This is a genomic window from Bacteroidota bacterium (assembly GCA_018816945.1).
GTDB lineage: Bacteria > Bacteroidota > Bacteroidia > Bacteroidales.
On the sequence record JAHIVC010000010.1, the window covers coordinates 100,966 to 123,493 of the forward strand.

The following is a 22,528-nucleotide window of genomic DNA, read 5'->3' on the forward strand; positions in this document are numbered from 1 at the left end:
ATCAAACAAATTTTTAGGAGGAACCATCATGAAAACAAATTTACTGCCAGTATTGGATATTGTCGGAATTGAGCTTAACATAAGCCATAAAAACAGACAAATTATGAAAGAAAAAACATTAGATAAACCAGTTAAACACAGATTAAAATGGGAATTAACGATATAAAATCAAATTATATTTATTTTAAAAAATTGAAATTAAGCAATATTTGGAATAACATCAAAGAAGCAATTGCCGGTACAGATCAGGATTTCACTAAAGGAAGCCTGCCTCGTGCTATCTTTCTGCTCTCCGTGCCAATGGTTCTGGAGATGATCATGGAATCGGTATTCGCAGTTGTCGACATCTTCTTTGTATCAAGACTGGGTGCAGATGCCGTTGCCACCGTTGGGATTACCGAAGCGGTAATGACTTTGGTGTATGCCATCGGTTTCGGCCTGGCCATGGCAACCACTGCAATGGTCTCCCGTCGAATTGGAGAGCATAAACCAAAAGAAGCCGCCACTACAGCCTTTCAGGCTATTATTACCGGGATTTTCATTTCATTGTTGATTGCGATTCCGGGCTATATTTTTGCCGAGGATATCATTCGCCTAATGGGAGCTTCACACAACATGGTTTACAATTTATCAGGATATACCAGAATAATGTTGGGAGGGAACGTTGTAATCATGTTGCTTTTCATCATTAATGCCGTATTTCGAAGTGCCGGTGATGCGGCCATTTCGATGCGTGTATTGTGGTTTGCAAATATTATCAATATTATATTGGATCCCTGCTTGATTTTCGGACTCGGTCCATTTCCGGAATTAGGGATTGCAGGTGCTGCTATCGCAACCAATATTGGTAGGGGTTCTGCAGTTGTTTATCAGTTTTATATATTGTTCAGAGGTAAACGGCGGATAAAATTAGGAATGGATAACCTTAAAATTGAAATCAATCTTATTTGGCGGTTGATCAAACTCTCATTGGGAGGGATAGGTCAAAATATCATTGCAACTTCAAGCTGGATTGGATTGGTGCGCATCGTTTCAATTTATGGAAGTGAAGTTGTTGCAGCCTATACCATTGCCATTCGGGTAATGGTTTTTACTTTGATGCCATCCTGGGGTTTAAGCAATGCTGCTGCAACTTTGGTAGGGCAAAATTTGGGAGCCAACCAACCCGATCGGGCAGAACGATCCGTATGGTTAACAGGCCGAATTAATATGATTGTTATGGGTCTGATCAGCATCTTTTTTATCGTGATGCCTGAAGTATTCATAGGTGTATTTATTTCGGATATAAAAGTAGTTGAGGTAGGAAGTATTTCTTTGCGGATTATGAGCTATGGATTTATTGCCTATGCAATGGGAATGGTGTTGATTAATTCGTTTAACGGAGCAGGAGATACCCGTACGCCAACCCTTATCAATCTGATTGCCTTTTGGATCATTGAAATTCCTTTGGCTTATTTTTTGGCAATAGGATTGAATCTAAGAGAAAACGGCGTATTTATATCGATTGTAATTTCCGAAACAATACTAACACTCATGGCCTTTTATTTTTTCAGGCAGGGAAAGTGGAAATTGATGAAAGTTTAATACCATTTATTAGTTAAGTGAGGGGGGTGTATTTTTTTCCTCCCCCTCATTCTGTCTCTCTCAATTTGGCTTAATTATTGTAAGGTTTTGGTATAATATTAAATGTTTAACCTCCAAATAATTGACATGATGAAAAAGAAAATTTTATGGCTGATCTTGTTTTCTGCTTTTATTGTGCAGGGATCATTCGCTCAAGATAATACAAGGACCAAAAAGGTTACTCTAAAAGGGTCTGTTATGGATACAGACAATCATCCTATAAAAAATGCAACGCTGATTGTTCCTGGTTCCAAACATGCAAAAAGAACAAATAAAAAGGGTCATTTTAAAATGAAAATAGAAGCATCAACAGAAAAAGTGATGGCTCTCACAACTTTAAATGGGTATTTGGAAAAGAAATATACCGGTGAGCCAAACCTCGATTTTGTACTCCCCAATGCTTCCGATTATAATTATGCTGAAGATCAAAAAAACAGGAGTAAAGAATTGATCGCACGTGGTTATAACGAAGATATCGTATATGAAAATTCGATTGATGCTGTGGATTTTAATGGGCGAAAAATAAACCCTTATAAATATATAAGTTTTGAGGAATTATTGGATAAAGAAATGAGTCCAAATATTTTCGTTGTTAGTCGTTCCGGCTTATATATTGTTGATGGGGTAAAGATTCAGGGAATTTGGGGACTAAAACATGTTAAACCAATAAATATAAAGTCAATTGAAATTGTGGATATTGGATTAACACTGCCTTTCTATGGCATCGAAGGTATTTATGGCGTTTGCAAAGTAACAACGAAAAATGCCATGGCTGAGAATAAATAAGAGTAGAATAAAGCTATCATCATTTTTATCTCTAAAAAGAAGCACATTTTATGCTAAAATAATATAGCAACCTATTTTTATTAGAAAACTGCTACTTTTGCATCATGAGTTTAAGTGGCATTACCGGAATTGTTTTAGCAGGTGGCAAAAGCCGTCGCATGGGCAATGAAAAGGGTTTGATCGAATTAAATTCCAAGCCGTTAATTCAGTATGCCATTGATGCGCTTGAGCCAATTTGCGAAACCATTTTAATTAGTACCAACTCACATTTTTATGATTTTCTGCCTTATCAAAAAATAACTGATGAGTTTCCGAATAGCGGCCCGATGGGAGGGATTTATTCCTGCTTAAAAGCTTCAAAAACGGATCAAAATCTGGTGCTTTCCTGCGATATGCCATTTATCAAATCTCAGCTTTTAGCAGATTTAATTGAAAATTCAGATGGGTTTGATATCGTTGTACCATGGCATGGCGAACAACAATTCGAACCCATATGTGCCTTTTATCGAAAAAATGTGGAACCGACATTTCGTATTTTTATTTTGCAAAAAAACTATAAAATTCCCGATGCTTTTGATCGATTGAAAACCAAAAAATTTGAGATTAATACAAACCTCCATTATTATTCAACAGATCTTTTTTTTAATGTTAATTCTCAGGAAGAATTTTTCGTTTTACAAGGAAAATTAAAGTCAGATCATGATTAGCCAACCCAATCTTTTGCTCATAGCCGGAACGGGCCGCAATGTCGGTAAAACAAGCCTCGCTTGTGCATTAATTGATCAAACCTCAATTTCTCATAAAGTAATAGGAGTGAAGATTTCCCCTCATTTTCATCAAATATCTCCAACAGAAAAACCAATTATTAAGTCCGAAAACTTTGAAATAATTGAAGAATTAAATTCAGATGGGAATAAGGATAGTTCCAGAATGTTGAAAGCAGGTGCATCGAGGGTGTTTTATGTGCAGACCAAAAGTGATATTGCCTTGATTGAAGTGATGAAGGAGCTTCAACAATTTTGGTTTGATGATACGGCCGTTATTTGCGAATCGGGAGGCCTCAGGCATTTTATTGAACCTGGATTGTTTATGGTTTGTCGATCTGCAGATCAACCTGAAATAAAGCCTCATTTAAATGTGCTTGAGCCAAAAGTTGATCAATTTATATTATTTCAGGAAAACGGTTTTGATTTATCAAGGGTCAAATTTGAAAATCATAAATGGTCAATCATTGAAGCTCTTTGAGTTTAATTTTCATTCGTAAAAAAATAACAGAACCCTGATTGGGAATTAAAACACATTCTAAAGGTTATCCAAGCCTACAGACACTTTCTAATCGTTCAGGATCCAGCAATTTAATCCTTTTCCCATCAATTTGAATTATTTTATCCTTACGGAATTCGGATAAAATCCGGATCACGTTTTCGGTTGTCATTTCAATTAATTCAGCGATCTCACGTCTTGATACCGGAAGCTCAAATTCATCACTTTGATAAATGTGTGTAGAGAAAAATATAAGGATATATGCGATTCTCCCCCTTAAATGCTTTTTGTTGATTTCAAATCTATTCTCAATAATGTCATCATACATCTTGCTCATTTTTTTCATGATGTCGATGGCGAATGTTCCGTTATTTTTGATCACCTCTTTTAAAGCATCCATCTCAACTGAGCAAACAACGCTATCTTCAAGCGCGGAAATGGAATATTTGTAAGTTGAAAGAGAAAACATGCTTAATAGCGATATAAAATCACGTGGTTTTGCGATGCTTATGATTTGATCCTTATTATTAGGAGATTGTTTGTAAAGTTTTACCAAGCCTTGCTTTAAGTAAAGGAAAGAAGCGATATCCTGACCTTCGGTACTGATGATCTCGCCTTTTTTGAATAACATTTCCTTTTTATTTCTATTAAGTAAATTCAGCTCATTATCATTTAGTCCGCCGAATAACAGTCGGTTGTAAATACATGTCTTACAGTGATTTGATTTGATGATCTCAGGCATATTCACTAAGATTTTACATAAACATATCTATAAATATAAATACTATGATATATATCATATCTAGAAACTTGTATAGGTTCTTGACCGTTGTTAATTTTGTAACAAATTTATATTGAATTCAGATAAATACTTATATACAAACATACAAATATTATAAAATATAACATCAGATGAAGAAACTATTAATCTTAGGAGCAGGTACAGGTGGAACTATTATGGCCAACAAAATGAGAAAAGTTCTTGAAAGGGATGAGTGGGATATCACGATTGTTGACCAGTTTAAGATGCATTATTATCAACCGGGATTTTTGTTTATTCCTTTTGGAATGTACAAAAAGAACGATGTAATTAAGCCTAAAAGTGATTTTTTCCCTATAGGATTGAATGTAATTTACAGCAAGATTGATAAAATCGAGCCGGAAAATAACAGGGTTTTACTTGAGGAAGGGGTAGTTTTAAATTACGATTATTTAATCATTGCCACAGGAACGCGAACAGCTCCTGAAGAAACTCCCGGTTTGAAAGGCGATTTGTGGTATAAGGATATTTTCGACTTTTATACCATTGAAGGAGCTGTTGCACTTGCAGATTATTTTAAAACTTGGAAAGGCGGCAAATTGGTTGTAAATATTGCTGAACTTCCTTTTAAATGCCCTGTAGCACCGCTCGAGTTTGTATTTTTTGCCGATGCTTTTTTTACAGAAAGGGGACTGCGTGACAAAGTAGAAATCACTTATGTTACTCCATTACCTGGTGCCTTTACTAAGCCAAGGGCTACCAAAATGTTGGGTGAACTTTTAAAGGATAAGAATATCAACATTATTCCTGATTTTAATATTGCAGAAGTTGATAATGTAAATAAAAAAATTATTGACTATGCAGGTGTTGAGGTACCTTTCGATTGTTTAGTTTCGGTACCAACCAATATGGGCGATCCGATGATCGAACGAAGCGGAATGGGGGACGAACTTAACTTTGTTCCTACCGATAAATATACCTTGCAATCGCAAAAAGCCGAAAATATATTCGTGATCGGTGATGCTGCAAATGTGCCGACTTCTAAGGCCGGATCAGTAGTTCACTTCGAAGCTGATATCCTTCAGGAAAATTTATTGTGTGCAATTGAAGGACGACCCTTTACTGCGAAATTCGACGGGCATGCAAATTGTTATATCGAAACCGGTTATGGAAAAGGGACCTTGATCGATTTTAATTATGATACTGAACCGCTTGCAGGATCATTCCCATTTCCGGGAATTGGACCATTCGGACTTCTGAAAGTTACGCGGATGAACCATTATGGCAAATTAATTTTCCGTTGGATTTATTGGCACATCCTTTTAAAAGGAAAAGAAATGCCTATCGATTCGGAGATGCAAATGGCAGGAAAAAAATTATAAACCAAGTCATTTTTACCGACTGTATAAAAAATAAAACGAAAATGACAGACATAGAAATTCAATCAAAATTCGATGATATAAACAGGAAACTTGACATGGTTTTGGAAGAAGTTCTTGCTCAAAAGCAATCGCGCCAAACCGTTGAAGACCTTGTGACTGATGTTTCGCTAATTGGTACCGATATATTTAAAGCTACTGTTGTTGAACTCGACAATGCAGGAATAGAGGTTGACGGGGAGGCCCTGAAACAACTGGCATTTAAATTCATAAGAAATATAGATACCTTTAACGAACTATTCGGAATGCTTGAAAGCGCCAACGACTTGATCAAGGATGTAACGCCTATCATTCATCAGGTTGGGCTTGACAGTATTAAAAAAATGAATGAACTCGAACAAAAAGGATATTTTGAGTTTATTGCAGAACTTGGCCGAATGATCGATAATGTTGTTACCCATTTTGGTGCCGAGGATGTTAAAAAACTTTCAGACAATATCGTACCGATGCTCGAACTGGTTAAGAGCCTTACTCAGCCAGAAATGTTACAGGCATTTACGAATGGGGTAAACGTATATAAAAGCTTAAATACCGAAAACATTCCCGAATATTCGCTCTGGAAAATTATGAGAGAAATAAACACCCCGGAGATGAAAAAAGGAATGGGTTTCATGATTACATTCTTAAAAAATATAGTAAAAGAAAATAAATAACATTTTAAAACATAGCATTATGGCAACAAAAACAATAGCAGGAGTATCTGTAGACGTATCAGGTGAAGGTTATATGAACGATCCATCACAATGGACAAAAGAAATAGCTACAGAAATTGCAAAAGAAGAAGGGATTGATTTAACCGATAAACATTTTGAATTAATCAATTGGATCAGAACCAAAGTAATGAGTGGCGAAGCCTTAACTATTCGTGGAATTGGGAAATCAGGCATTGTTGATATCAAAGAATTTTACCAATTATTCCCGGGCGCACCACTGAAAAAAGCAACCAAAATTTCGGGCGTACCAAAACCGGCTAGTTGTATCTAATCATAAAAACTAAAGCACTAAAATCATGGAAAACAAAACTGAAACTCCATTAAAAAAAGTATGCCTTATTTGCGCAAAAGGAAGTATTGAAGATGTTTATGCAACCTTGGTGATGGGTAATGGCGCAGTAATGGAAGGCATTGAAACCAAAATTTTCTTTACTTTTTTCGGCCTTGATGCCATTACAAAAAAGCAAATGAAAAAATTGCATACCTCAACGCTTGGAAATCCTGCAATGCGAATGCCGGGTGGTTTGCCCTTCCCAAGCATTCTTGGGATGTTACCGGGTGTAGAAGCCGGTGTATCAGCAATGATGAAAAAGCAAATGGAAGCTTTGGATATGCCTCCGGTTGACGAATTTTTGGATATGATTACCGCAGGGGGCGGCGAAATTTATGCATGTAAATTAGCTGTTGAAATGTTCAAACTTAAAAAGGAAGATTTTAACGAAAACGTTAAGGATATCATCACCATTGGTGATTTTTACGGAATGTGTGGTGGTGAAAATACGCAGGTAATCTTTACCTAAAATTTGACTGAGGTTTAATTTTCCAATGGAATTGATACTAACCTGCGAGGGTTTTAAACTCTCGCAGGGTTGTGATGCTTTGGGATGGCGTCCCGACAAAGTCGGGACGCCATCCCTTTTCATTAGTTTACGGTTTGAAATCCCAATATTTTTACCATCTTTGTATTAGCATTTTGAAAAATCGTAAAAGCTGATGGTTGAAGTTAATTCGAATAAAAAAAAGGAAAAAAGCCCGGAGAAAGAAATGAGTTTCTGGGAGCATCTTGAAGAGCTTCGCTGGCACATCGTCAGGTCAGTAATTGCTATCGTGATTTTTGCCATTATAGCATTTCTAAATCGAGAAATAATATTTGATGTGGTCATTCTGGCCCCCAAGGATTCAAACTTTATTACCAATCGTATTCTCTGTCAAATTGCTGATTATCTATCAATCTCAGGACTATGTATCGGAGAAATGTCCTTAAAAATAATTAATATCAGCATGTCGGGACAGTTTATGACCCATATGTACATTTCGATGATCGTTGGTTTGGTTGCTGCATTCCCATACGTCATTTATCAAATCTGGAGTTTTATAAATCCGGCTCTGCATTCGAAAGAAAAAAAATACTCGGGTGGGGCTGTGATTGCAAGTTCCTTGCTTTTTATACTGGGCGTATTGTTCAGCTATTTCATAATAGTCCCATTAACGATTAACTTTTTTGGCACCTATCAGGTAAGTGATGTTGTTGAAAACAGTATTTCGTTAGATTCATATATCAGTACCGTGGTTTCGGTGACCTTTGCAGTTGGTCTTGTATTTGAGTTGCCCATCTTAGTTTATTTTCTGACAAAAATCGGTATCATCACTCCCTCTTTTATGAAAAAAAACAGGAAGTACATGTTGGTAATCCTGTTGATCATTTCGGCGATTATAACCCCACCCGATGTCTTTAGCCAAATTCTGGTTGTTATTCCTTTATATGGGCTTTATGAATTAAGTATCAGCCTTTCAAAAAGGGTTTATAAAAAGCGGGTGATTGAAATGGAGGATTAGTTCTCTATCCGATAAATCAGTTTTTCTTTAAAAAATCAAACACCAATTCGGTAAATTTTTCAGGTGCTTCGGCATGGACCCAATGCGAAGTATTTTCAATAGTTACAATTTCAGCATTCGGGAAATTATATTTAATTGCTGGATAATCTTCGGGCAGGATATAATCCGATAATCCGCCCCTGATAAATAAGGCAGGTTTATTAAAACGGTCAATGGTATCGATCCCATCAAAAAGCTCATTTAAATTTTCACAGATGGCCTCAAAATTAATTCTCCATGCGAGCTTATCTTTTTCTTTCCAGTATAAATTTTTCAGAATAAATTGACGGATCCGAAAATCGGGAATACGCTCTGTAAGCAACATATCGACCTCTATGCGCGAATTTACCATGTCGAAATTAATCCGGCGCATCCCATCAATAATTTTGGCATGGGAATTTCGGCTTGGATAAGCTCTAAGGCTGATATCTACTATTACCACCTTTTTAATTAATTCCGAATTTTCAAGGGCAAAACGGGCACATACTTTGCCACCCATTGAATGGCCTATGATCACCGGATTTTCTATTTCTTGATCTTCAATAAATTCGTTAAGGTCGTCAGTTAGTGCCAGATAATTAAAAACAGGACTATGAGGCGATTGACCGTGATTTCGTTGATCGGGAATGTAAACCTGATAACCCTGATCTGCCAGGTTTTTTCCAAAACTTACCCAATTATCGGAAATGCCAAACAGTCCATGAAGAATTATCACAGCAGGACCTTCGCCAAATGTTCGATAAAATAATTTCATCTTTTAAAATTAACGCCAGAGAATAGATTTTTTAAAATCAAATGTTATTTCCATGTTTTCAATTCCCTTAAATACAACTGTACCGTGTTTTCCAACCCAAGGTACAAGGCATCACTAATGAGTGCGTGGCCGATCGAAACTTCCAATAAACCGGGAATGTTTTCTGCGAAATATCTAAGATTATGTAAATCCAAATCGTGACCGGCATTGATACCCAAACCAATTTCGTTGGCAACTTTCGCGGCTGCAATAAATGGGGCAATGGCTGCAACTCTATCTTTATGAAAATGGTCGGCATAGCTTTCAGTATATAACTCTATTCTGTCGGCACCTGTTTTCAATGCATTCCGGATCATTTTTTCATCTGTTTCAATAAAAATGGAAGTCCGTATTCCATTTCTTTTGAATTCAGAAATCACTTCTTTCAGGAAGGATTCATTTTTAATCGTATCCCATCCGGCATTAGAAGTGATTGCATCCGGAGAGTCGGGAACCAAAGTAACTTGATGTGGTTTTACTTCCAATACCAAATCAATAAATTTAGGAACAGGGTTTCCCTCAATGTTAAATTCAACCCCGATTTTAGGTTTGATATCCCTTGCATCCTGATAGCGGATATGTCGCTCGTCGGGGCGCGGATGCACCGTGATTCCCTGAGCACCGAATCTTTCGCAATCGATTGCCGCTTTTAAAACATTGGGATAGTTGCCACCTCGGGCATTTCGGATGGTGGCAATTTTATTGATATTAACGCTGAGTTTGGTCATTTTGATTATGTATTTACACAAAATTAGTAATAATTCTCATCTTGAGTCCCCTATCTTGAGTCTTGAGTCTCGAATATTGATACTTCATTGTCGGACTTTTATTCAATTATCGTAAATTAGGGTTTTAATTTCGATAGAATGAGAGTTGTAATACAAAGAGTTTCGGAGGCTTCGGTTAGCATTGATAAAAAGGTAAAGGCCGAAATTAAAAAAGGCTTATTGATTTTGCTGGGCATCGAAAATGCAGATTCATTTGAAGATATTGAATGGCTATGTCGCAAAATATCGCAATTGCGAATTTTTGATGATGCCAATGGAGTGATGAATCTGGATGTGAAAGAAATTGGCGGAGAAGTAATTGTAGTGAGTCAATTTACCTTGCATGCCAGCACCAAAAAAGGCAATCGTCCTTCTTATATTTGTGCTGCAAAACCTGATGTGGCTGTTCCACTTTACGAACAGTTTGTTAGTCAATTTGAAAAAGAAATTGGAAAAAAAATTCAAACCGGTATGTTTGGGGCCGAAATGGAAGTTACTTTGACAAATGATGGCCCTGTTACCATTATTCTAGATTCAAAGAATAAAGAATAAGTTCGGAACAGTCATTATAAATAATTGGGTTAATTTTTTATATTTAACAAAAAGATAAAGCAATGTTTATATTTCCCTGGATGGATAAATATTCTGTGCATGTTGATTCGATTGATGCGCAGCACCAGAAATTGGTAGAATTATTAAATAACCTTGCTTCCGCAATGTCGAGCGGCAAAGGAAATCTCGTTCTGGAAACTACCTTAAATGAATTGATAGATTATACTCTTTATCACTTTGGGGATGAAGAAATATATTTTTCTCGGATAAATTATCCTCAAGCTGAAGATCATCTTCTGGAACACCGTAAACTGATAGAAAAGGTATCACAATTTAAACTTGATTTTGAGGCAAAAAAAGTTGGGCTCAGCATTGAGTTAATGCGATTTTTAAAAGAGTGGCTTATTAACCACATTAGTGGAACAGATAAGCAATTAGGCATGATGTTAAATAAAGCAGGAATAAAATAATGAGTTTGAAAAATATTTTACTTTTAGGGGATCCCAGATTGTATGAGCTATCAGTAGCTGTAAAAAAAGAAGAATTGGATGAAATTAAATACGCTATTGACATCCTACATAGGGCTTTAATGGAATACAAGGAAAAATACAAAGCCGGCAGGGCTATCGCAGCTCCGCAGATTGGGGTCATGAAACGGTTTATTTATGTCAATATTGATAAGCCAATTGTGATCATTAATCCGGTTTTATTCGATTTTAGTGAAGAAAAAATCATTCTTTGGGATGATTGTTTTTCATTCCCAAATCTATTTGTAAAAGTTGAACGGGCCAAAAAGGTAAAGATGACTTTTCGTGATATGAATTGGGAGGAATATACCTGGCAACTTGAAGATGATCTTTCGGAGCTTATTCAACATGAATACGACCACCTTGATGGTATTTTAGCTACACAAAGAGCTATAGATAATAAGTCGTTTAAAATGATTGGAAGCTAAATGTGCCGGAATTAAGAATACAGTAGACAGTAGTTAGTATTTCGTAGGTAAAAATCAAAGGTTTTGTTTAATATGTTTTTGTCTACTGACTTCTGTATTCTGTCTACTGTCTACTGACTGATATCCACCGAATGTCAATCATAAAAAAAGTGTTTTTGTGTTTAATTGTTAACGTGTATAAAAAAATCTGAGCCATACTTAATCTCAATCCCAAATTTTATATAAATCTTTATGAATCAACTTAAATACCATGCTCTTAAAAAGCCGCCCCAAACAAAAACTACTGTCTACTGACTACTGTCTACTGTATTCTCAATACTAGCCAATAAGGAATATCGATTAAAAATAACTCTATAAGAGAGCGGTTTTCCCGAAAGAAACTTACTGTAATTTCCCCATAAATTCGGCCTGATCGATAATAAACCGGGTATGAATTCCAAATCCAATTTTACCATTTTCATCGTTAGCGCTAACCTCAAAAATAATTTTTTTACGGTCAACTTCAGTCACGATTGACTTACAGTTTACTTTTTTCCCAATAGGGGTTGCTTTTACATGCTGAATATGAAGTTCGGTACCCACCGTTGTATATCCTACAGGCAAAAGATGATTTACACATTCGAGTGCAGTTTTTTCCATTAAGGCAATCATAGCAGGTGTGGCAAAAACATCAACCATCCCCGAACCATAGTTAGTAGCCGAATCTTGAAGGCTCACTATTTTTTCTGTTTCAAATGATAATCCAACTTTTATATCATCAAACATACTAGCAATATTTAAAATTTACGCTTTGTTTTAAATCGGGATGTAAACTTTTTGCAACGGGGCATGTCAATGCAGAGACTTCAATAATTTTTTTCTGTTTTTCAGTATAGTTATTTGGTGGAAAAGTAAAATCAATAATTACTTCAGAAATCCTTCTGGGATCAGAAGCCATCACTTTGGTGATTTCTATTTGAGTACCGTCAATATTGAAATGATGGTTGTTGGCAGCAATTCCAACAATCGTTATCATGCAACTTCCAAGTGCAGTAGCTACTAAATCAGTCGGCGAAAAAGCTTCCCCTTTTCCCTGATTATCGATGGGTGCATCCGTAATAATTTTGATACCGGATTGTTGATGCTGTGCTTCTGTCCTTAATCCTCCAATGTATTTTGTCTTTGTAGTTATCATAAATCAAAGTTTTATTTCAAAGGTAATCATTAAGAAATTTGTGATGAAGAAAGGATAAAAAAAAGCCTCAACAAATTGAGGCTTCCATAACTTATTTTAAAAGTATTATTTCTTTTTCTTTTTTTCGGTTTTCTTTGTTGTATCACAAGCTTTTGAAGTTTCGCAACATGCTTTTTTGGCAGCAGCATCACATTCTTTTGTTTCTGCTGTTTTTGTAGTAACTTCTGTAGTAGTTTTTTTAACTTCCTTCTTTTGTGGATCTTGTGCATTAACTGATATAGTTCCTATAGCAATAAAAGCAACAACTGCTATGCCTAAAATTATTTTTTTCATATAGTTCTTTTTAGAGTTATAATTATTTCTTTACACAAATTTAGTTTTAATATGATCCATTTTTGTTAAGTGGCTGTTAAAAACTGTTAATGAATTGTTAATTAAAAATTGAGGATGATTTGATCGTTGTATATTTGTGTTGTTAATTTTGAATTAACGCCTACAAAATGACAGACTTAAGAATTCCGGAGTTTTAAATAATTTGATGTGCCATGACAAAAATTAGTGAACGATTGAAGAAAGAATTTTTCAGGTTCATTGTTGTCATTGCTTCAATTTCGATGGTTGGCATTATGTTTACTCAATTATATTGGGTGAAAAAAGCAGTTGATTTTAAGGAAGAACAATTTAATAATGGGGTACTCATTGCAATGAAAACGGTCGTTAATCAACTTTTAAATGACCATACCGACTCAACTTTAGTCATGATGAAAGCCAACCCCAATTGCATAGTGCTGAAGACTAAATTAACGGATATTATTGATAAAAATACGCTTTTTAAGCTAGTTAAAACTGAGCTTGATTGTTTGCAGATTAATAACAATTACGAGTATGGCGTTTACGATCGTAGGACCGGGATTTTTTTAATGGGTTCTTATTTGAATTATGAAAAGGAAATCATGAACTCACAACATAATGTATCATTGAGTTGTCTCTGTGATTCGGATCAGTATTTTCTGGGGATTTATTTTCCACACCAAACAAGCCAAATATTGCTTAATATGATTGGATGGCTAATGCTTTCGGCTTTCTTTATCATCATAGTCATCATCAGTTTTTGGTATACGGTAGTCAGTATGTTCAGGCAAAAGAGACTTTCAGAAATGAAATCGGATTTCGTAAACAATATGACCCATGAGTTTAAGACGCCAATTTCTACGATTTCGCTGGCAAGTGAAATGTTGTTAAGACCCAATGTTTATGAGTCGGCCGAGAAAACGCAGAAATATGCCAGTATTATTTTTGATGAAAATACGCGACTCGAGAATCAAGTTGAAAGGGTTTTGCAAATTTCAATACTGGATAAAGGAGATATGAAAATCAGGCCCAAAGAAATTGACATCCACCATATTATTAATAAGGTTGTGGATCATTTCAAATTAGGGTTAAAAAAGAGGAATGGGAAAATCAAGATTGAATTAAATGCCAAAAATCCAATTATTTTGGCCGATCGGGTTCATATAGTAAACGTAATTTCCAATTTGCTCGATAATGCCAAAAAATACACAGATCGCAATCCTGAGATATTGATATCTACAAAAAATGCCAAAGATGGAATACTGATTGATATTCAGGATAATGGCATCGGTATCAGTAGCGAAAACCAAAAACAGATATTTAAAAAACTCTATAGGGTTCCAACCGGAAACATTCATAATGTGAAAGGTTTTGGAATTGGCTTGTACTACGTGAAGACCATGATTGAGGCTCATGGCGGCTATATTAAAATTAATTCAGAATTAGGAAAGGGAAGTAAATTCGAACTTTACTTACCTTTTGTTCCAATTACTAAAGAGGAATCTTATGAGTGAAAGAATTAAAATATTGCTGGTTGAGGATGATCCCAACTTAAGTCTGGTTCTCCTCGATTATTTAGAAATGCTTGGATACGAGATAAAACTTTGTAAAGATGGCGAAGAAGGGTTGAAAGCATTTAAACGTCATCGTTTTGATTTGTGTGTGTTTGATGTAATGATGCCCAAAAAAGATGGCTTTAGTCTGGCTGAAGATATCCGTGCCACCAATCAGATAATCCCGATCATTTTTCTTACTGCAAAATCATTAAAAGAAGATCGGATTAAGGGTTTTCAGCTTGGTTGCGACGATTATATAACAAAACCATTTAGCACTGAAGAACTTAGCCTTCGGATCAGAGCAATTTTAAAACGTTGTCAAGTTATACAGGAGACCAATAATGGTACTGAATCTAATTATCAGATCGGGATATTTTCATTTGATTCAAAGAATATGACCTTGCGAACATCGGATCTTGAATACAACTTAACCAGAAAAGAATCGGGTTTACTAAAACTTTTATGTTTGCACAAAAATAAATTGCTTTCAAGAGAATATGCATTGAAAATGATATGGGGCGAAAATGATTATTTTATCGGGAGAAGCATGGATGTTTTCATCGCCAAACTCCGAAAATACCTAAAGGCCGATCCCAATATTTCAATAAATAATGTGCATGGAACCGGATTCAAGCTTGAGGTTATTGAAAAAGCCCAAGAGAAATAGATTTCCTATTAGTAAATAAGAAGACAGAAGTCAGAATATAGAATATAGAATATGATCTTCCTTAATTGATACTAAATTTTATCTAATTAATATCGTCTAATTTTCAAACTAGTAACAGCTGCTTCAATGTCAATATAGATCTTATTTTGAGCATTTTCAAAATTATCGGTCTGATATAATCCCCTTTCAAGTCGGGTGAACCCATCAAAATTCTTTGAAGAAAGCACGGTTTGAGTAGTAAGTTCGCAGCCGGCATCTTCAGGTATGGCAATGGTGATTGAGGACGCTCCGGATTCAATTTTCACATTTGTTTTTGCATAAAGACTTCCTAATTTAAGATGTGTTGAAGATGCACCTCCCTGAATGTCAATATTTCGGGTTTTATATTTGCTTAAATCCAGTTCGATTTTAGCGGCACCACATTCAAGGTTGATGTTCCAAACCGGATTATCGTTCAGTTGAAGATCAACATCATTTATCAGCCTTTTCATTCTGAAATGTGAATTCTGCATTTCAAATTTAAGGTATTGATGGTTGCCATCTTTATTTGTGGAGAAAACATAAGGGCCAATATTCCCATCTTGCCGGAAATCAACTAAATTATCTGTGTTTCCCCTGATAATGAATTCACCGGCTACTGCCTCGATATCCAAAGTTGCCTCTTCAATGTCAGTCGAGTAAGGTTCAAAAAAACTTTGATCGCCTCTTTTATATTCTCGTACATAATCATCTTTATCCCCAAAGTGCCAGCTATAACGATAGGATCGTCCTTGATACAAAGAAGTATTTGTTAAAAGCAAGGTAATGGTGACAGCAAGAAGGATTAAGGTAAGTACGATTTTTATCGCGTTTTTTATAGGAAGCAAAGTAATTCCAATTAAAACAAGCAACATGGGCCAAAGCCTGAAAATGCCCCACCAATTGAAATTTAGAAAATCAAAATTGCTAAGAATAAATATAACGCCGAGCGCAACTAAAATTCCGCCCCAGAATAAATTACTGTTTTTCATCTGTTTATGTTTTATTTTTTGTTTTATCGTAACCGGATTTGATCATTACTATACCTGCAACGAGCAGGATGATAGGCCATAAATCTCCAAAATCCACGCGGGGAATAAACCTTTCGGCTAAGAAAATCAAGCCTAAAGTGATTAAAATTAATCCGGCAATTAAACTACCATCATTCTTGTTTTTATCCCATGGCTGTTTCGGGTTGAAATTTTCATTTTTACCCTTATCAATATTTTCTGTTTCCATATGATTGAAATTATTTGGTTGGTTATAATAAGTTGTTATTCCGGTTGGAAGTGCAATCCATAAAATAAGATAAATCAGAACACCGCCACCGCCAAATAGTGCAGCAACTACAAATAGTATTCTAATGATGGTTGGATCGGTGTGCATGTGGTCAGCAATTCCTGCTGCAACACCACCTATAACATGCTGATTAGTGCTTCGGTATAATCCGCTACGATGATTTTCCATAATATTTAATTTTCGATGGATAACAAATATACAAAATGATTAGCCAAATGGTCAATAACCTCATTTATTGTATTGACGCAAAAATGGGAAATAAATTACATTATTTTCATTTTATTTATGCTTTTTGGGAAGATAACAGCTTTTTCGTTTCCCAAACATTCGATAACGTGATCGGGCAACAAAATCATATAGCATATCCAATTGCTTAACAGGTATGATTTTAAAAATGAAAAAAATTCTTAAAAAGCCACCCAGATATTTAATGATCTGGAAAATTGCACTTGTCTTAACAAAATATTGACCATTCTGAAAAACGATAATACTGTCCATGCTCAATAAATCTTTTGGAATTTTCCCCGAAATGCCATTGCTCAAGCCGATAAATGTTAGTTTGTCACCTTTATCTAACCAATTCAAAAGTTGAATTGTGTTGCTACATAAATAACAATAATCATCAAAATATACAATCATATCATTCATATATAACTAATTGAAAAATAATAATATGGCAATAATTTACCATATTATTTTCAATATTATTAGAATTAGCTTAAAATCATTAATCCTATTTTTTAAATTGGATAAGTTTTATTAAATTTATGGTATAAGTTTGATCTGCAATAGGATTAAAGTTCACCCAAAGATTTTTAATTAAAATTATAATGAATTCAGGAAAAATAAAAATTGAAAACGGAAAATTAATCGTCCCAAATAATCCAACGATTCCTTACATAGAAGGAGATGGGACCGGCCCGGATATTTGGGCTGCTTCTGTACGTGTGTTTGATGCTGCTATTGAGAAAGCTTATGGTGGCGATCGGAAAATTAATTGGCTGGAAGTATATGCCGGAGAGAATTCATTTAACCGCACCGGTGAATGGTTGCCACAGAAAACCCTAGATGCATTTATTGAATATTTAGTTGGAATAAAAGGCCCGTTAACCACCCCAATTGGAGGCGGGATTACTTCATTAAATGTTGCTTTACGACAAAAACTCGACTTATATGTTTGCTTGCGACCTGTGAAATATATCACAGGTGTTCCTTCCCCTGTAAAACGACCAGAAAATGTCGATATGGTAATTTTCAGGGAAAATACAGAAGATATTTATGCGGGAATTGAGTGGGCCGCAGGTACTGAAAATGCAAAAAAAATAATCCGTTTTTTACAGGAAGAGATGAAAGTAGATAGTATCCGTTTTCCTGAAACTAGTGGAATTGGAATCAAACCGGCTTCAAAAGAAGGGACCTACCGTTTGGTAAAAGCTGCGCTTGAATATGCTTTGCTGGAAAACAGGAAATCGTTAACCATCGTTCATAAAGGTAATATTATGAAATATACCGAAGGTGCCTTTAAAAAATGGGGATTTGAAGTTGCAGTTACTGAATATCGCGATAAAGTTGTTACCGAACGAGAAAGTTGGATCATTGGAAATAAAGATAAAAGTCCGGATTTGAGTATCGAGGATAATGCCAAAATGATTGATCCGGGCTACCATATGATGGTTGATGCTCAGAAAAAAGAAATACAGGCTGAGGTTGAATCTGCACTGAAATTAATGCCAACACACGGCAACGGACAATGGAAACAGAAATTGCTTATTCGGGACTCAATTGCTGATATTACACTTCAGCAAGTGCTTACAAGGCCTACTGAATTTGAAGTAATTGCTACCATGAACCTGAATGGCGATTATCTGTCGGATGCTTTGGCAGCGCAGGTTGGAGGTATTGGCATTGCTCCCGGAGCAAATATTAATTATATAACGGGCCATGCCATTTTTGAAGCAACTCATGGAACTGCTCCTAAATATGCCGGTTTGGATCAGGTTAACCCGGGTTCGGTAATTCTTTCAGGAGGAATGATGTTGAAATATATGGGCTGGGATAAAGCTCACGATTTGATATGGGATGCTTTAGTGAAAACCATCGCCCAAAAAAGAGTTACCTATGATTATCACCGCATGATGGATAATGCAAAATTGCTTAAATGCTCAGAGTTTGGCGATGCCATCATTGAAAATATGTAGATAAAATTTGATAAGAATTTAATTAAGAGAAGAACAAATGACAAGTTTAAAAGAAAAGCTTTACCAAAAAATTCAGGAACACCGCCCTAGAATTGAAAGACTCAATAATGAGTTTGGTGATGTAGTTGTTGATCAGGTGACCATTTCGAAACTCCTTGGAGGGATGAGAGGGCTAAAGAGTTTGATCACTGATATTTCATACTTAGATCCTAATGAAGGAATCAGGTTTAGAGGATACAAACTTGAAGAAGTTTTTGAAAAATTGCCAAAACCAAAAGGGGCGGATATGCCCTATGTTGAAGGTTTGTTTTATTTACTATTAACCGGAGATATTCCAACCGAAGCAGAAGTAACCGAGGTTGTTGATGAGTTTGCAAAAAGAAGAATTTTACCAAGGTATATATACGAACTTATTGATGCTTTTCCTTGTTGTAGTCATCCAATGACTATATTCTCATCTGCCATTATTTCAATGCATCGTGAATCTTTTTTCACAAAAAAATATATTGCCGGAATACCTAAGGCCGATTACTGGGACCCAATGTACGAGGACTCATTAAACCTGCTTGCAAAACTTCCGGAAATAGCAACTTATATCTATGCTAAATTATATCGCGATGGGAACAGGATTCAATCCAACCCTAACTTAGATTTAGGTGGCAACTTTGCATTTATGATGGGCAAAGGAAAGCCTTATGATGATGTAATCAGAATGCACTTTATTCTACATAGCGATCATGAGGCCGGAAACGTTAGTGCTCATGCAGGGCATCTTGTGGCAAGTTCTTTGTCGGATATCTATTTGTCTATTTCAGCAATGGTAAATGGATTGGCAGGGCCACTTCATGGATTGGCAAGTCAGGGCGTTTTGAAATGGTTACAAGATTTAAGGGAAAAGATGGGTGGAGCCATTCCAACTGAGGCAGAGATGAAGCAATTTGTTTGGGAGACATTAAATTCAGGCCAGGTTATTCCCGGATTCGGGCACGCAGTTTTAAGAAAAACCGACCCGCGTTATTTATTGCAACGTGAGTTTAGCCTTAAACATTTAAAAGATGATGACTTGTTTAAATATGTTGACATGCTTTATAAGGTTGTTCCTGATATTTTATTAGAGCATGGTAAAGCAAAAAATCCATGGCCTAACGTTGATGCTCAATCCGGTATTATACAATGGCATTATGGTTTGCAAGAGTATGATTTTTATACTGTACTTTTCGGTGTCGGAAGATCGATAGGTATTTGTGCAAACATTATTTGGGACCGGGCACTTGGTTATCCGTTGGAGCGGCCAAAATCATTAACAACGGATATGCTTGAAGAAATTGCCGGAATAAAGCCTAACGCAAAACCGGCGGCTGAACCTATAGAATAAAGCTCTATTTTGAATATAGAATATAAGGATTTTTGATCAAACAAATTGAGTTTTCATTGCCTGCATTTCGCAGGGGTTATCATTTGATAACAGATGCTGTTGAGGAAATTCTGCAGGAACTTCCTCAACAGGGCATTCTAAATTTATTCATCAAACATACATCAGCAGCGCTTACAATTAATGAGAATGCAGACTCCTCGGTGAGGATCGATTTTGAAACCATTCTGAATAAACTTGTTCCGGAAAATTCATTTGATTACAGGCATAATATGGAAGGAAGCGACGATATGCCTGCCCATATTAAGGCATCCCTGATGGGAAGTTCTGTTAATATACCGATAAGTAATCATAAATTAAACCTTGGAACCTGGCAGGGAATTTATTTGTGTGAATTCAGGAATAATGGTGGTTCACGAAAAATGATCGCGACTATCTATTTTTGATCAAAATCCGGATTCATCAATGGGAACTCAACAACAAACATTGCGCCTCTGTTTTTAACATTCTCGCACCATACCTTTCCTTTAAGTGCACATACATATTTTTTAACGATGGCCAACCCAAGACCAACATTTGAATCCACTTTTTGTGTTTCATTTTGACGCTGATAAATTTCAAAAATTGAATTAGGATTTTCTTTGGGAACCCCGGGCCCCTCATCAATAATTTCAAGATGAATAACTTTGTCTTTTATAAGCAAATTAATGTCAATCCCACTTGAAATTGGGGCAAACCTAAAAGCATTTGAAAGTAAATTATCAACAATTTGATGCATGTAAACCTCATTCAACTTTGCATGGCATCGGCAAAGATTTAAATTGATCTGGAGGTTTTTTCGGGTGGTGACCAAATTGAAATTGATTAAAACTTCTTTGACCAAACCTGAAATTTCGATCGTTTCTGTCTTTAGACTGTATGTTTTAGATTCAATACGATTAATATTTAGTAATTCATTGATCATTTTGTTAATGCGGTTCAATGAGTTTTCAACGATGGTGGTGTATTCCTGTTGTAATTCGCTTATCTTCTCTTCTTCCTTAATGAGGTCGATCAAGCATAAACTACTAGTCAATGGATTTTTAATGCCATGCACTACCACGCTTAATAAGTGGTTCTTTTCTTCATTTAAATTTAAGAGATCATAATTCTGTTCCTCCAATAAATCTTTCTGCTTAGAAATGCTTTGATGCTGAAGCTCGATCTCATCTTTTTGTTTTTGAATTTTCAGATAACTTTTTGAAAGCTTTTCTTCAAGCATATTCATGCTGCGCATTCTGTTTACCAGCACTTTCAGAACACCCTTAATGATTTCTTTCTTTTCAAAAATGATTTTAAAAAAATCATCCTGCGAAAGCATTAGTAAATCGCTTGGTTCTTCGGCAGTTACAGAAGCAGAACGGGTTTCTTCATCAATTAATGAATATTCTCCAAAAACACTGCCAGGGCCAAGTTTTGTGAGTACATGATTGCCGTCGTGAACTCGGACTTTACCATTAACAATGATGTACATTGAATTACCCATATCCCCTTTATGGATGATAACCTTTTCCTGTCGGGCATGTTTTTCGACCAGGGCACTCGCAATTTCATTGAGTACATCTGCTCCCGTATCTGAAAAAATGTGGGTATTTTTAAGGATATTGATACGATCCTCTAAAACTTGATCCTTTTTTGATTTGGTCATTTGGTGCAAAATTGACGGATAAAATTAAGGAGCTTGAGTTATTCATGCAAATATAAACCAAAGATTGTTTATAAAACCCTTAATAAAACCCTGAAGTTTTTGTGAACTTAATAATTTCAGGGAAAAATGCCCTGAATTCTCTTTCAAAATCCAAATAATGTGCCTTAAGTTCATCTACTGCCTCATCCATCCTGGAATGATTATTAGTTCGTCGCGACATTCCGCCAAATACCCGATTCAAATCTTTAAAGTTTGAATAGTTTACCAACCAGTTTTGAGCAATCATAAAAGGCAACAATCGTTTCGAACGAGGAGGCAATAACTTAAAATTATGAATCAGTAAATGATAGGCCCTTGCAACAAATTCCTTTAAATCCTGATCATGATACTCATTCCAGAATTTAGCTAAAAAGTGATCGTAATAAATATCTACAATAACGCCTGAATATCTGAAATATTTTGGATAAAGACGCTCACAACTAGTTTTAAATATGGGATGTTGGTCGGTAAACCGATCAATCTCACGATGAAATAAAATCCCTTTTTGTACGCCTTCCGAATAGGAATAAAATATCTTTCCTTTTACTGCATCTGCAATAAAGTTGCCGAGTATAATTTCCTCTTTTTGTGGCGAAAGATATAGATGGGCCAAAAAGTTCATGATAGTTAAAACAATGCTA

Annotated in this window: 28 protein-coding genes; 17 read left to right on the forward strand and 11 right to left on the reverse strand. The window is 35.7% G+C overall.

The window, feature by feature from the left end; translation table 11 throughout:
* Positions 1-147: 147 nt before the first annotated feature.
* The 4 genes from KKG99_01775 (at position 148) to KKG99_01790 (ending at position 3,654) form a co-directional block, all read left to right on the forward strand.
* Positions 148-1,584 carry an MATE family efflux transporter gene (locus KKG99_01775; GenBank protein ID MBU1011709.1) on the forward strand — a complete coding sequence of 479 codons (1,437 nt, stop codon included), beginning with the start codon at positions 148-150 and terminating at the stop codon, positions 1,582-1,584.
* Positions 1,585-1,710: 126 nt separating this feature from the next.
* A complete protein-coding gene (locus KKG99_01780) occupies positions 1,711-2,409 on the forward strand; it encodes a hypothetical protein (GenBank protein ID MBU1011710.1) in 699 nt (232 codons plus the stop codon).
* Positions 2,410-2,513: 104 nt separating this feature from the next.
* The gene (locus KKG99_01785) at positions 2,514-3,116 is read left to right on the forward strand and encodes a molybdenum cofactor guanylyltransferase (GenBank protein ID MBU1011711.1); all 603 of its coding nucleotides are present in this window, start codon (positions 2,514-2,516) and stop codon (positions 3,114-3,116) included.
* Positions 3,109-3,654, forward strand: coding sequence for a hypothetical protein (locus KKG99_01790; protein MBU1011712.1), 546 nt, complete (start codon positions 3,109-3,111; stop codon positions 3,652-3,654). The genes KKG99_01785 and KKG99_01790 overlap by 8 nt, the downstream gene beginning before the upstream one ends.
* A gap of 64 nt (positions 3,655-3,718) precedes the next feature.
* Here the strand turns inward: KKG99_01790 and KKG99_01795 are convergent, their stop codons facing one another.
* Positions 3,719-4,414 carry a Crp/Fnr family transcriptional regulator gene (locus tag KKG99_01795; GenBank protein ID MBU1011713.1) on the reverse strand — a complete coding sequence of 232 codons (696 nt, stop codon included), beginning with the start codon at positions 4,412-4,414 and terminating at the stop codon, positions 3,719-3,721.
* 170 nt (positions 4,415-4,584) lie between these two features.
* On the opposite strand from KKG99_01795, the gene KKG99_01800 reads away from it, so the two are divergent.
* The 5 genes from KKG99_01800 (at position 4,585) to tatC (ending at position 8,420) form a co-directional block, all read left to right on the forward strand.
* Positions 4,585-5,814, forward strand: a complete 1,230-nt coding sequence (locus KKG99_01800) for an NAD(P)/FAD-dependent oxidoreductase (GenBank protein ID MBU1011714.1) — start codon at positions 4,585-4,587, stop codon at positions 5,812-5,814.
* Between the two features lie 41 nt (positions 5,815-5,855).
* Positions 5,856-6,524, forward strand: a complete 669-nt coding sequence (locus tag KKG99_01805; protein ID MBU1011715.1) for a DUF1641 domain-containing protein — start codon at positions 5,856-5,858, stop codon at positions 6,522-6,524.
* A 19-nt stretch (positions 6,525-6,543) separates the two neighbouring features.
* Positions 6,544-6,855: a TusE/DsrC/DsvC family sulfur relay protein gene (locus KKG99_01810; GenBank protein ID MBU1011716.1), complete on the forward strand. Its 312-nt coding sequence runs from the start codon at positions 6,544-6,546 to the stop codon at positions 6,853-6,855.
* A 25-nt stretch (positions 6,856-6,880) separates the two neighbouring features.
* Positions 6,881-7,384 (forward strand): DsrE/DsrF/DrsH-like family protein, encoded by a 504-nt coding sequence (locus tag KKG99_01815; GenBank protein ID MBU1011717.1) that lies wholly within the window; start codon positions 6,881-6,883, stop codon positions 7,382-7,384.
* A 244-nt stretch (positions 7,385-7,628) separates the two neighbouring features.
* Complete coding sequence (gene tatC / locus KKG99_01820) at positions 7,629-8,420, forward strand: twin-arginine translocase subunit TatC (protein MBU1011718.1); 792 nt, start codon at positions 7,629-7,631, stop codon at positions 8,418-8,420.
* 16 nt (positions 8,421-8,436) lie between these two features.
* Here the strand turns inward: tatC and KKG99_01825 are convergent, their stop codons facing one another.
* Positions 8,437-9,213, reverse strand: a complete 777-nt coding sequence (locus KKG99_01825) for an alpha/beta fold hydrolase (protein ID MBU1011719.1) — start codon at positions 9,211-9,213, stop codon at positions 8,437-8,439.
* Between the two features lie 44 nt (positions 9,214-9,257).
* Positions 9,258-9,980, reverse strand: coding sequence for a pyridoxine 5'-phosphate synthase (locus KKG99_01830; protein MBU1011720.1), 723 nt, complete (start codon positions 9,978-9,980; stop codon positions 9,258-9,260).
* Between the two features lie 138 nt (positions 9,981-10,118).
* Between KKG99_01830 and dtd the strand changes: the two genes are divergently transcribed.
* The 3 genes from dtd to KKG99_01845 all read left to right on the forward strand — a co-directional run bounded on the left by dtd (position 10,119) and on the right by KKG99_01845 (position 11,526).
* Positions 10,119-10,571 (forward strand): D-tyrosyl-tRNA(Tyr) deacylase, encoded by a 453-nt coding sequence (gene dtd, locus KKG99_01835; protein MBU1011721.1) that lies wholly within the window; start codon positions 10,119-10,121, stop codon positions 10,569-10,571.
* A 62-nt stretch (positions 10,572-10,633) separates the two neighbouring features.
* Positions 10,634-11,041 carry a bacteriohemerythrin gene (locus KKG99_01840; protein ID MBU1011722.1) on the forward strand — a complete coding sequence of 136 codons (408 nt, stop codon included), beginning with the start codon at positions 10,634-10,636 and terminating at the stop codon, positions 11,039-11,041.
* A complete protein-coding gene (locus tag KKG99_01845; GenBank protein MBU1011723.1) occupies positions 11,041-11,526 on the forward strand; it encodes a peptide deformylase in 486 nt (161 codons plus the stop codon). Before KKG99_01840 ends, KKG99_01845 begins: the two co-directional genes overlap by 1 nt.
* Positions 11,527-11,907: 381 nt before the next feature.
* Here KKG99_01845 and KKG99_01850 read toward each other — a convergent pair whose 3' ends face one another.
* The 3 genes from KKG99_01850 to KKG99_01860 all read right to left on the reverse strand — a co-directional run bounded on the left by KKG99_01850 (position 11,908) and on the right by KKG99_01860 (position 13,033).
* The gene (locus tag KKG99_01850; protein MBU1011724.1) at positions 11,908-12,291 is read right to left on the reverse strand and encodes a thioesterase family protein; all 384 of its coding nucleotides are present in this window, start codon (positions 12,289-12,291) and stop codon (positions 11,908-11,910) included.
* A gap of 1 nt (position 12,292) precedes the next feature.
* Positions 12,293-12,700, reverse strand: coding sequence for an OsmC family protein (locus KKG99_01855; GenBank protein MBU1011725.1), 408 nt, complete (start codon positions 12,698-12,700; stop codon positions 12,293-12,295).
* A gap of 105 nt (positions 12,701-12,805) precedes the next feature.
* Positions 12,806-13,033: a hypothetical protein gene (locus KKG99_01860; protein MBU1011726.1), complete on the reverse strand. Its 228-nt coding sequence runs from the start codon at positions 13,031-13,033 to the stop codon at positions 12,806-12,808.
* Positions 13,034-13,245: 212 nt separating this feature from the next.
* Here KKG99_01860 and KKG99_01865 point away from each other — a divergent pair, with 212 nt between their 5' ends.
* On the forward strand, positions 13,246-14,565 hold the full coding sequence (locus KKG99_01865; protein ID MBU1011727.1) for a HAMP domain-containing histidine kinase: 1,320 nt from the start codon (positions 13,246-13,248) through the stop codon (positions 14,563-14,565).
* On the forward strand, positions 14,558-15,274 hold the full coding sequence (locus KKG99_01870; GenBank protein MBU1011728.1) for a response regulator transcription factor: 717 nt from the start codon (positions 14,558-14,560) through the stop codon (positions 15,272-15,274). The genes KKG99_01865 and KKG99_01870 overlap by 8 nt, the downstream gene beginning before the upstream one ends.
* A gap of 86 nt (positions 15,275-15,360) precedes the next feature.
* Here the strand turns inward: KKG99_01870 and KKG99_01875 are convergent, their stop codons facing one another.
* The 3 genes from KKG99_01875 to KKG99_01885 all read right to left on the reverse strand — a co-directional run bounded on the left by KKG99_01875 (position 15,361) and on the right by KKG99_01885 (position 17,239).
* On the reverse strand, positions 15,361-16,284 hold the full coding sequence (locus tag KKG99_01875) for a hypothetical protein (GenBank protein MBU1011729.1): 924 nt from the start codon (positions 16,282-16,284) through the stop codon (positions 15,361-15,363).
* A gap of 4 nt (positions 16,285-16,288) precedes the next feature.
* Positions 16,289-16,759 (reverse strand): PspC domain-containing protein, encoded by a 471-nt coding sequence (locus tag KKG99_01880; GenBank protein ID MBU1011730.1) that lies wholly within the window; start codon positions 16,757-16,759, stop codon positions 16,289-16,291.
* Between the two features lie 111 nt (positions 16,760-16,870).
* The gene (locus KKG99_01885; GenBank protein MBU1011731.1) at positions 16,871-17,239 is read right to left on the reverse strand and encodes a DUF393 domain-containing protein; all 369 of its coding nucleotides are present in this window, start codon (positions 17,237-17,239) and stop codon (positions 16,871-16,873) included.
* 182 nt (positions 17,240-17,421) lie between these two features.
* Here KKG99_01885 and icd point away from each other — a divergent pair, with 182 nt between their 5' ends.
* From icd to KKG99_01900, 3 genes are read left to right on the forward strand one after another with little or no spacing between them, the layout of a single operon-like run.
* Entirely contained in the window at positions 17,422-18,789 is a 1,368-nt protein-coding gene (gene icd, locus KKG99_01890; GenBank protein MBU1011732.1) for an NADP-dependent isocitrate dehydrogenase, read from the forward strand.
* Between the two features lie 37 nt (positions 18,790-18,826).
* A complete protein-coding gene (locus KKG99_01895) occupies positions 18,827-20,164 on the forward strand; it encodes a citrate (Si)-synthase (protein ID MBU1011733.1) in 1,338 nt (445 codons plus the stop codon).
* A 32-nt stretch (positions 20,165-20,196) separates the two neighbouring features.
* Entirely contained in the window at positions 20,197-20,607 is a 411-nt protein-coding gene (locus KKG99_01900) for a secondary thiamine-phosphate synthase enzyme YjbQ (protein MBU1011734.1), read from the forward strand.
* Here KKG99_01900 and KKG99_01905 read toward each other — a convergent pair.
* Both KKG99_01905 and KKG99_01910 read right to left on the reverse strand, forming a co-directional pair.
* Entirely contained in the window at positions 20,598-21,848 is a 1,251-nt protein-coding gene (locus KKG99_01905) for a cyclic nucleotide-binding domain-containing protein (GenBank protein ID MBU1011735.1), read from the reverse strand. The genes KKG99_01900 and KKG99_01905 overlap by 10 nt on opposite strands.
* A 79-nt stretch (positions 21,849-21,927) precedes the next feature.
* Complete coding sequence (locus KKG99_01910; protein MBU1011736.1) at positions 21,928-22,509, reverse strand: DUF479 domain-containing protein; 582 nt, start codon at positions 22,507-22,509, stop codon at positions 21,928-21,930.
* Between the last annotated feature and the right edge of the window lie 19 nt (positions 22,510-22,528).

Coding starts and splice junctions, on each gene's coding strand:
- KKG99_01860 (MBU1011726.1), bottom strand. CDS start 13,033: ATGAAAAAAATAATTTTAGGCATAGCAGTTGTTGCTTTTATTGCTATA.
- KKG99_01905 (MBU1011735.1), bottom strand. CDS start 21,848: ATGACCAAATCAAAAAAGGATCAAGTTTTAGAGGATCGTATCAATATC.
- KKG99_01775 (MBU1011709.1), top strand. CDS start 148: ATGGGAATTAACGATATAAAATCAAATTATATTTATTTTAAAAAATTG.
- KKG99_01815 (MBU1011717.1), top strand. CDS start 6,881: ATGGAAAACAAAACTGAAACTCCATTAAAAAAAGTATGCCTTATTTGC.
- KKG99_01790 (MBU1011712.1), top strand. CDS start 3,109: ATGATTAGCCAACCCAATCTTTTGCTCATAGCCGGAACGGGCCGCAAT.
- KKG99_01805 (MBU1011715.1), top strand. CDS start 5,856: ATGACAGACATAGAAATTCAATCAAAATTCGATGATATAAACAGGAAA.
- KKG99_01850 (MBU1011724.1), bottom strand. CDS start 12,291: ATGTTTGATGATATAAAAGTTGGATTATCATTTGAAACAGAAAAAATA.
- KKG99_01885 (MBU1011731.1), bottom strand. CDS start 17,239: ATGAATGATATGATTGTATATTTTGATGATTATTGTTATTTATGTAGC.
- KKG99_01910 (MBU1011736.1), bottom strand. CDS start 22,509: ATGAACTTTTTGGCCCATCTATATCTTTCGCCACAAAAAGAGGAAATT.
- KKG99_01795 (MBU1011713.1), bottom strand. CDS start 4,414: ATGCCTGAGATCATCAAATCAAATCACTGTAAGACATGTATTTACAAC.
- KKG99_01840 (MBU1011722.1), top strand. CDS start 10,634: ATGTTTATATTTCCCTGGATGGATAAATATTCTGTGCATGTTGATTCG.
- KKG99_01845 (MBU1011723.1), top strand. CDS start 11,041: ATGAGTTTGAAAAATATTTTACTTTTAGGGGATCCCAGATTGTATGAG.
- KKG99_01875 (MBU1011729.1), bottom strand. CDS start 16,284: ATGAAAAACAGTAATTTATTCTGGGGCGGAATTTTAGTTGCGCTCGGC.
- KKG99_01895 (MBU1011733.1), top strand. CDS start 18,827: ATGACAAGTTTAAAAGAAAAGCTTTACCAAAAAATTCAGGAACACCGC.
- KKG99_01830 (MBU1011720.1), bottom strand. CDS start 9,980: ATGACCAAACTCAGCGTTAATATCAATAAAATTGCCACCATCCGAAAT.
- KKG99_01870 (MBU1011728.1), top strand. CDS start 14,558: ATGAGTGAAAGAATTAAAATATTGCTGGTTGAGGATGATCCCAACTTA.
- tatC (MBU1011718.1), top strand. CDS start 7,629: ATGAGTTTCTGGGAGCATCTTGAAGAGCTTCGCTGGCACATCGTCAGG.
- KKG99_01800 (MBU1011714.1), top strand. CDS start 4,585: ATGAAGAAACTATTAATCTTAGGAGCAGGTACAGGTGGAACTATTATG.
- KKG99_01785 (MBU1011711.1), top strand. CDS start 2,514: ATGAGTTTAAGTGGCATTACCGGAATTGTTTTAGCAGGTGGCAAAAGC.
- KKG99_01780 (MBU1011710.1), top strand. CDS start 1,711: ATGATGAAAAAGAAAATTTTATGGCTGATCTTGTTTTCTGCTTTTATT.
- KKG99_01825 (MBU1011719.1), bottom strand. CDS start 9,213: ATGAAATTATTTTATCGAACATTTGGCGAAGGTCCTGCTGTGATAATT.
- KKG99_01855 (MBU1011725.1), bottom strand. CDS start 12,700: ATGATAACTACAAAGACAAAATACATTGGAGGATTAAGGACAGAAGCA.
- KKG99_01810 (MBU1011716.1), top strand. CDS start 6,544: ATGGCAACAAAAACAATAGCAGGAGTATCTGTAGACGTATCAGGTGAA.
- dtd (MBU1011721.1), top strand. CDS start 10,119: ATGAGAGTTGTAATACAAAGAGTTTCGGAGGCTTCGGTTAGCATTGAT.
- KKG99_01865 (MBU1011727.1), top strand. CDS start 13,246: ATGACAAAAATTAGTGAACGATTGAAGAAAGAATTTTTCAGGTTCATT.
- KKG99_01880 (MBU1011730.1), bottom strand. CDS start 16,759: ATGGAAAATCATCGTAGCGGATTATACCGAAGCACTAATCAGCATGTT.
- icd (MBU1011732.1), top strand. CDS start 17,422: ATGAATTCAGGAAAAATAAAAATTGAAAACGGAAAATTAATCGTCCCA.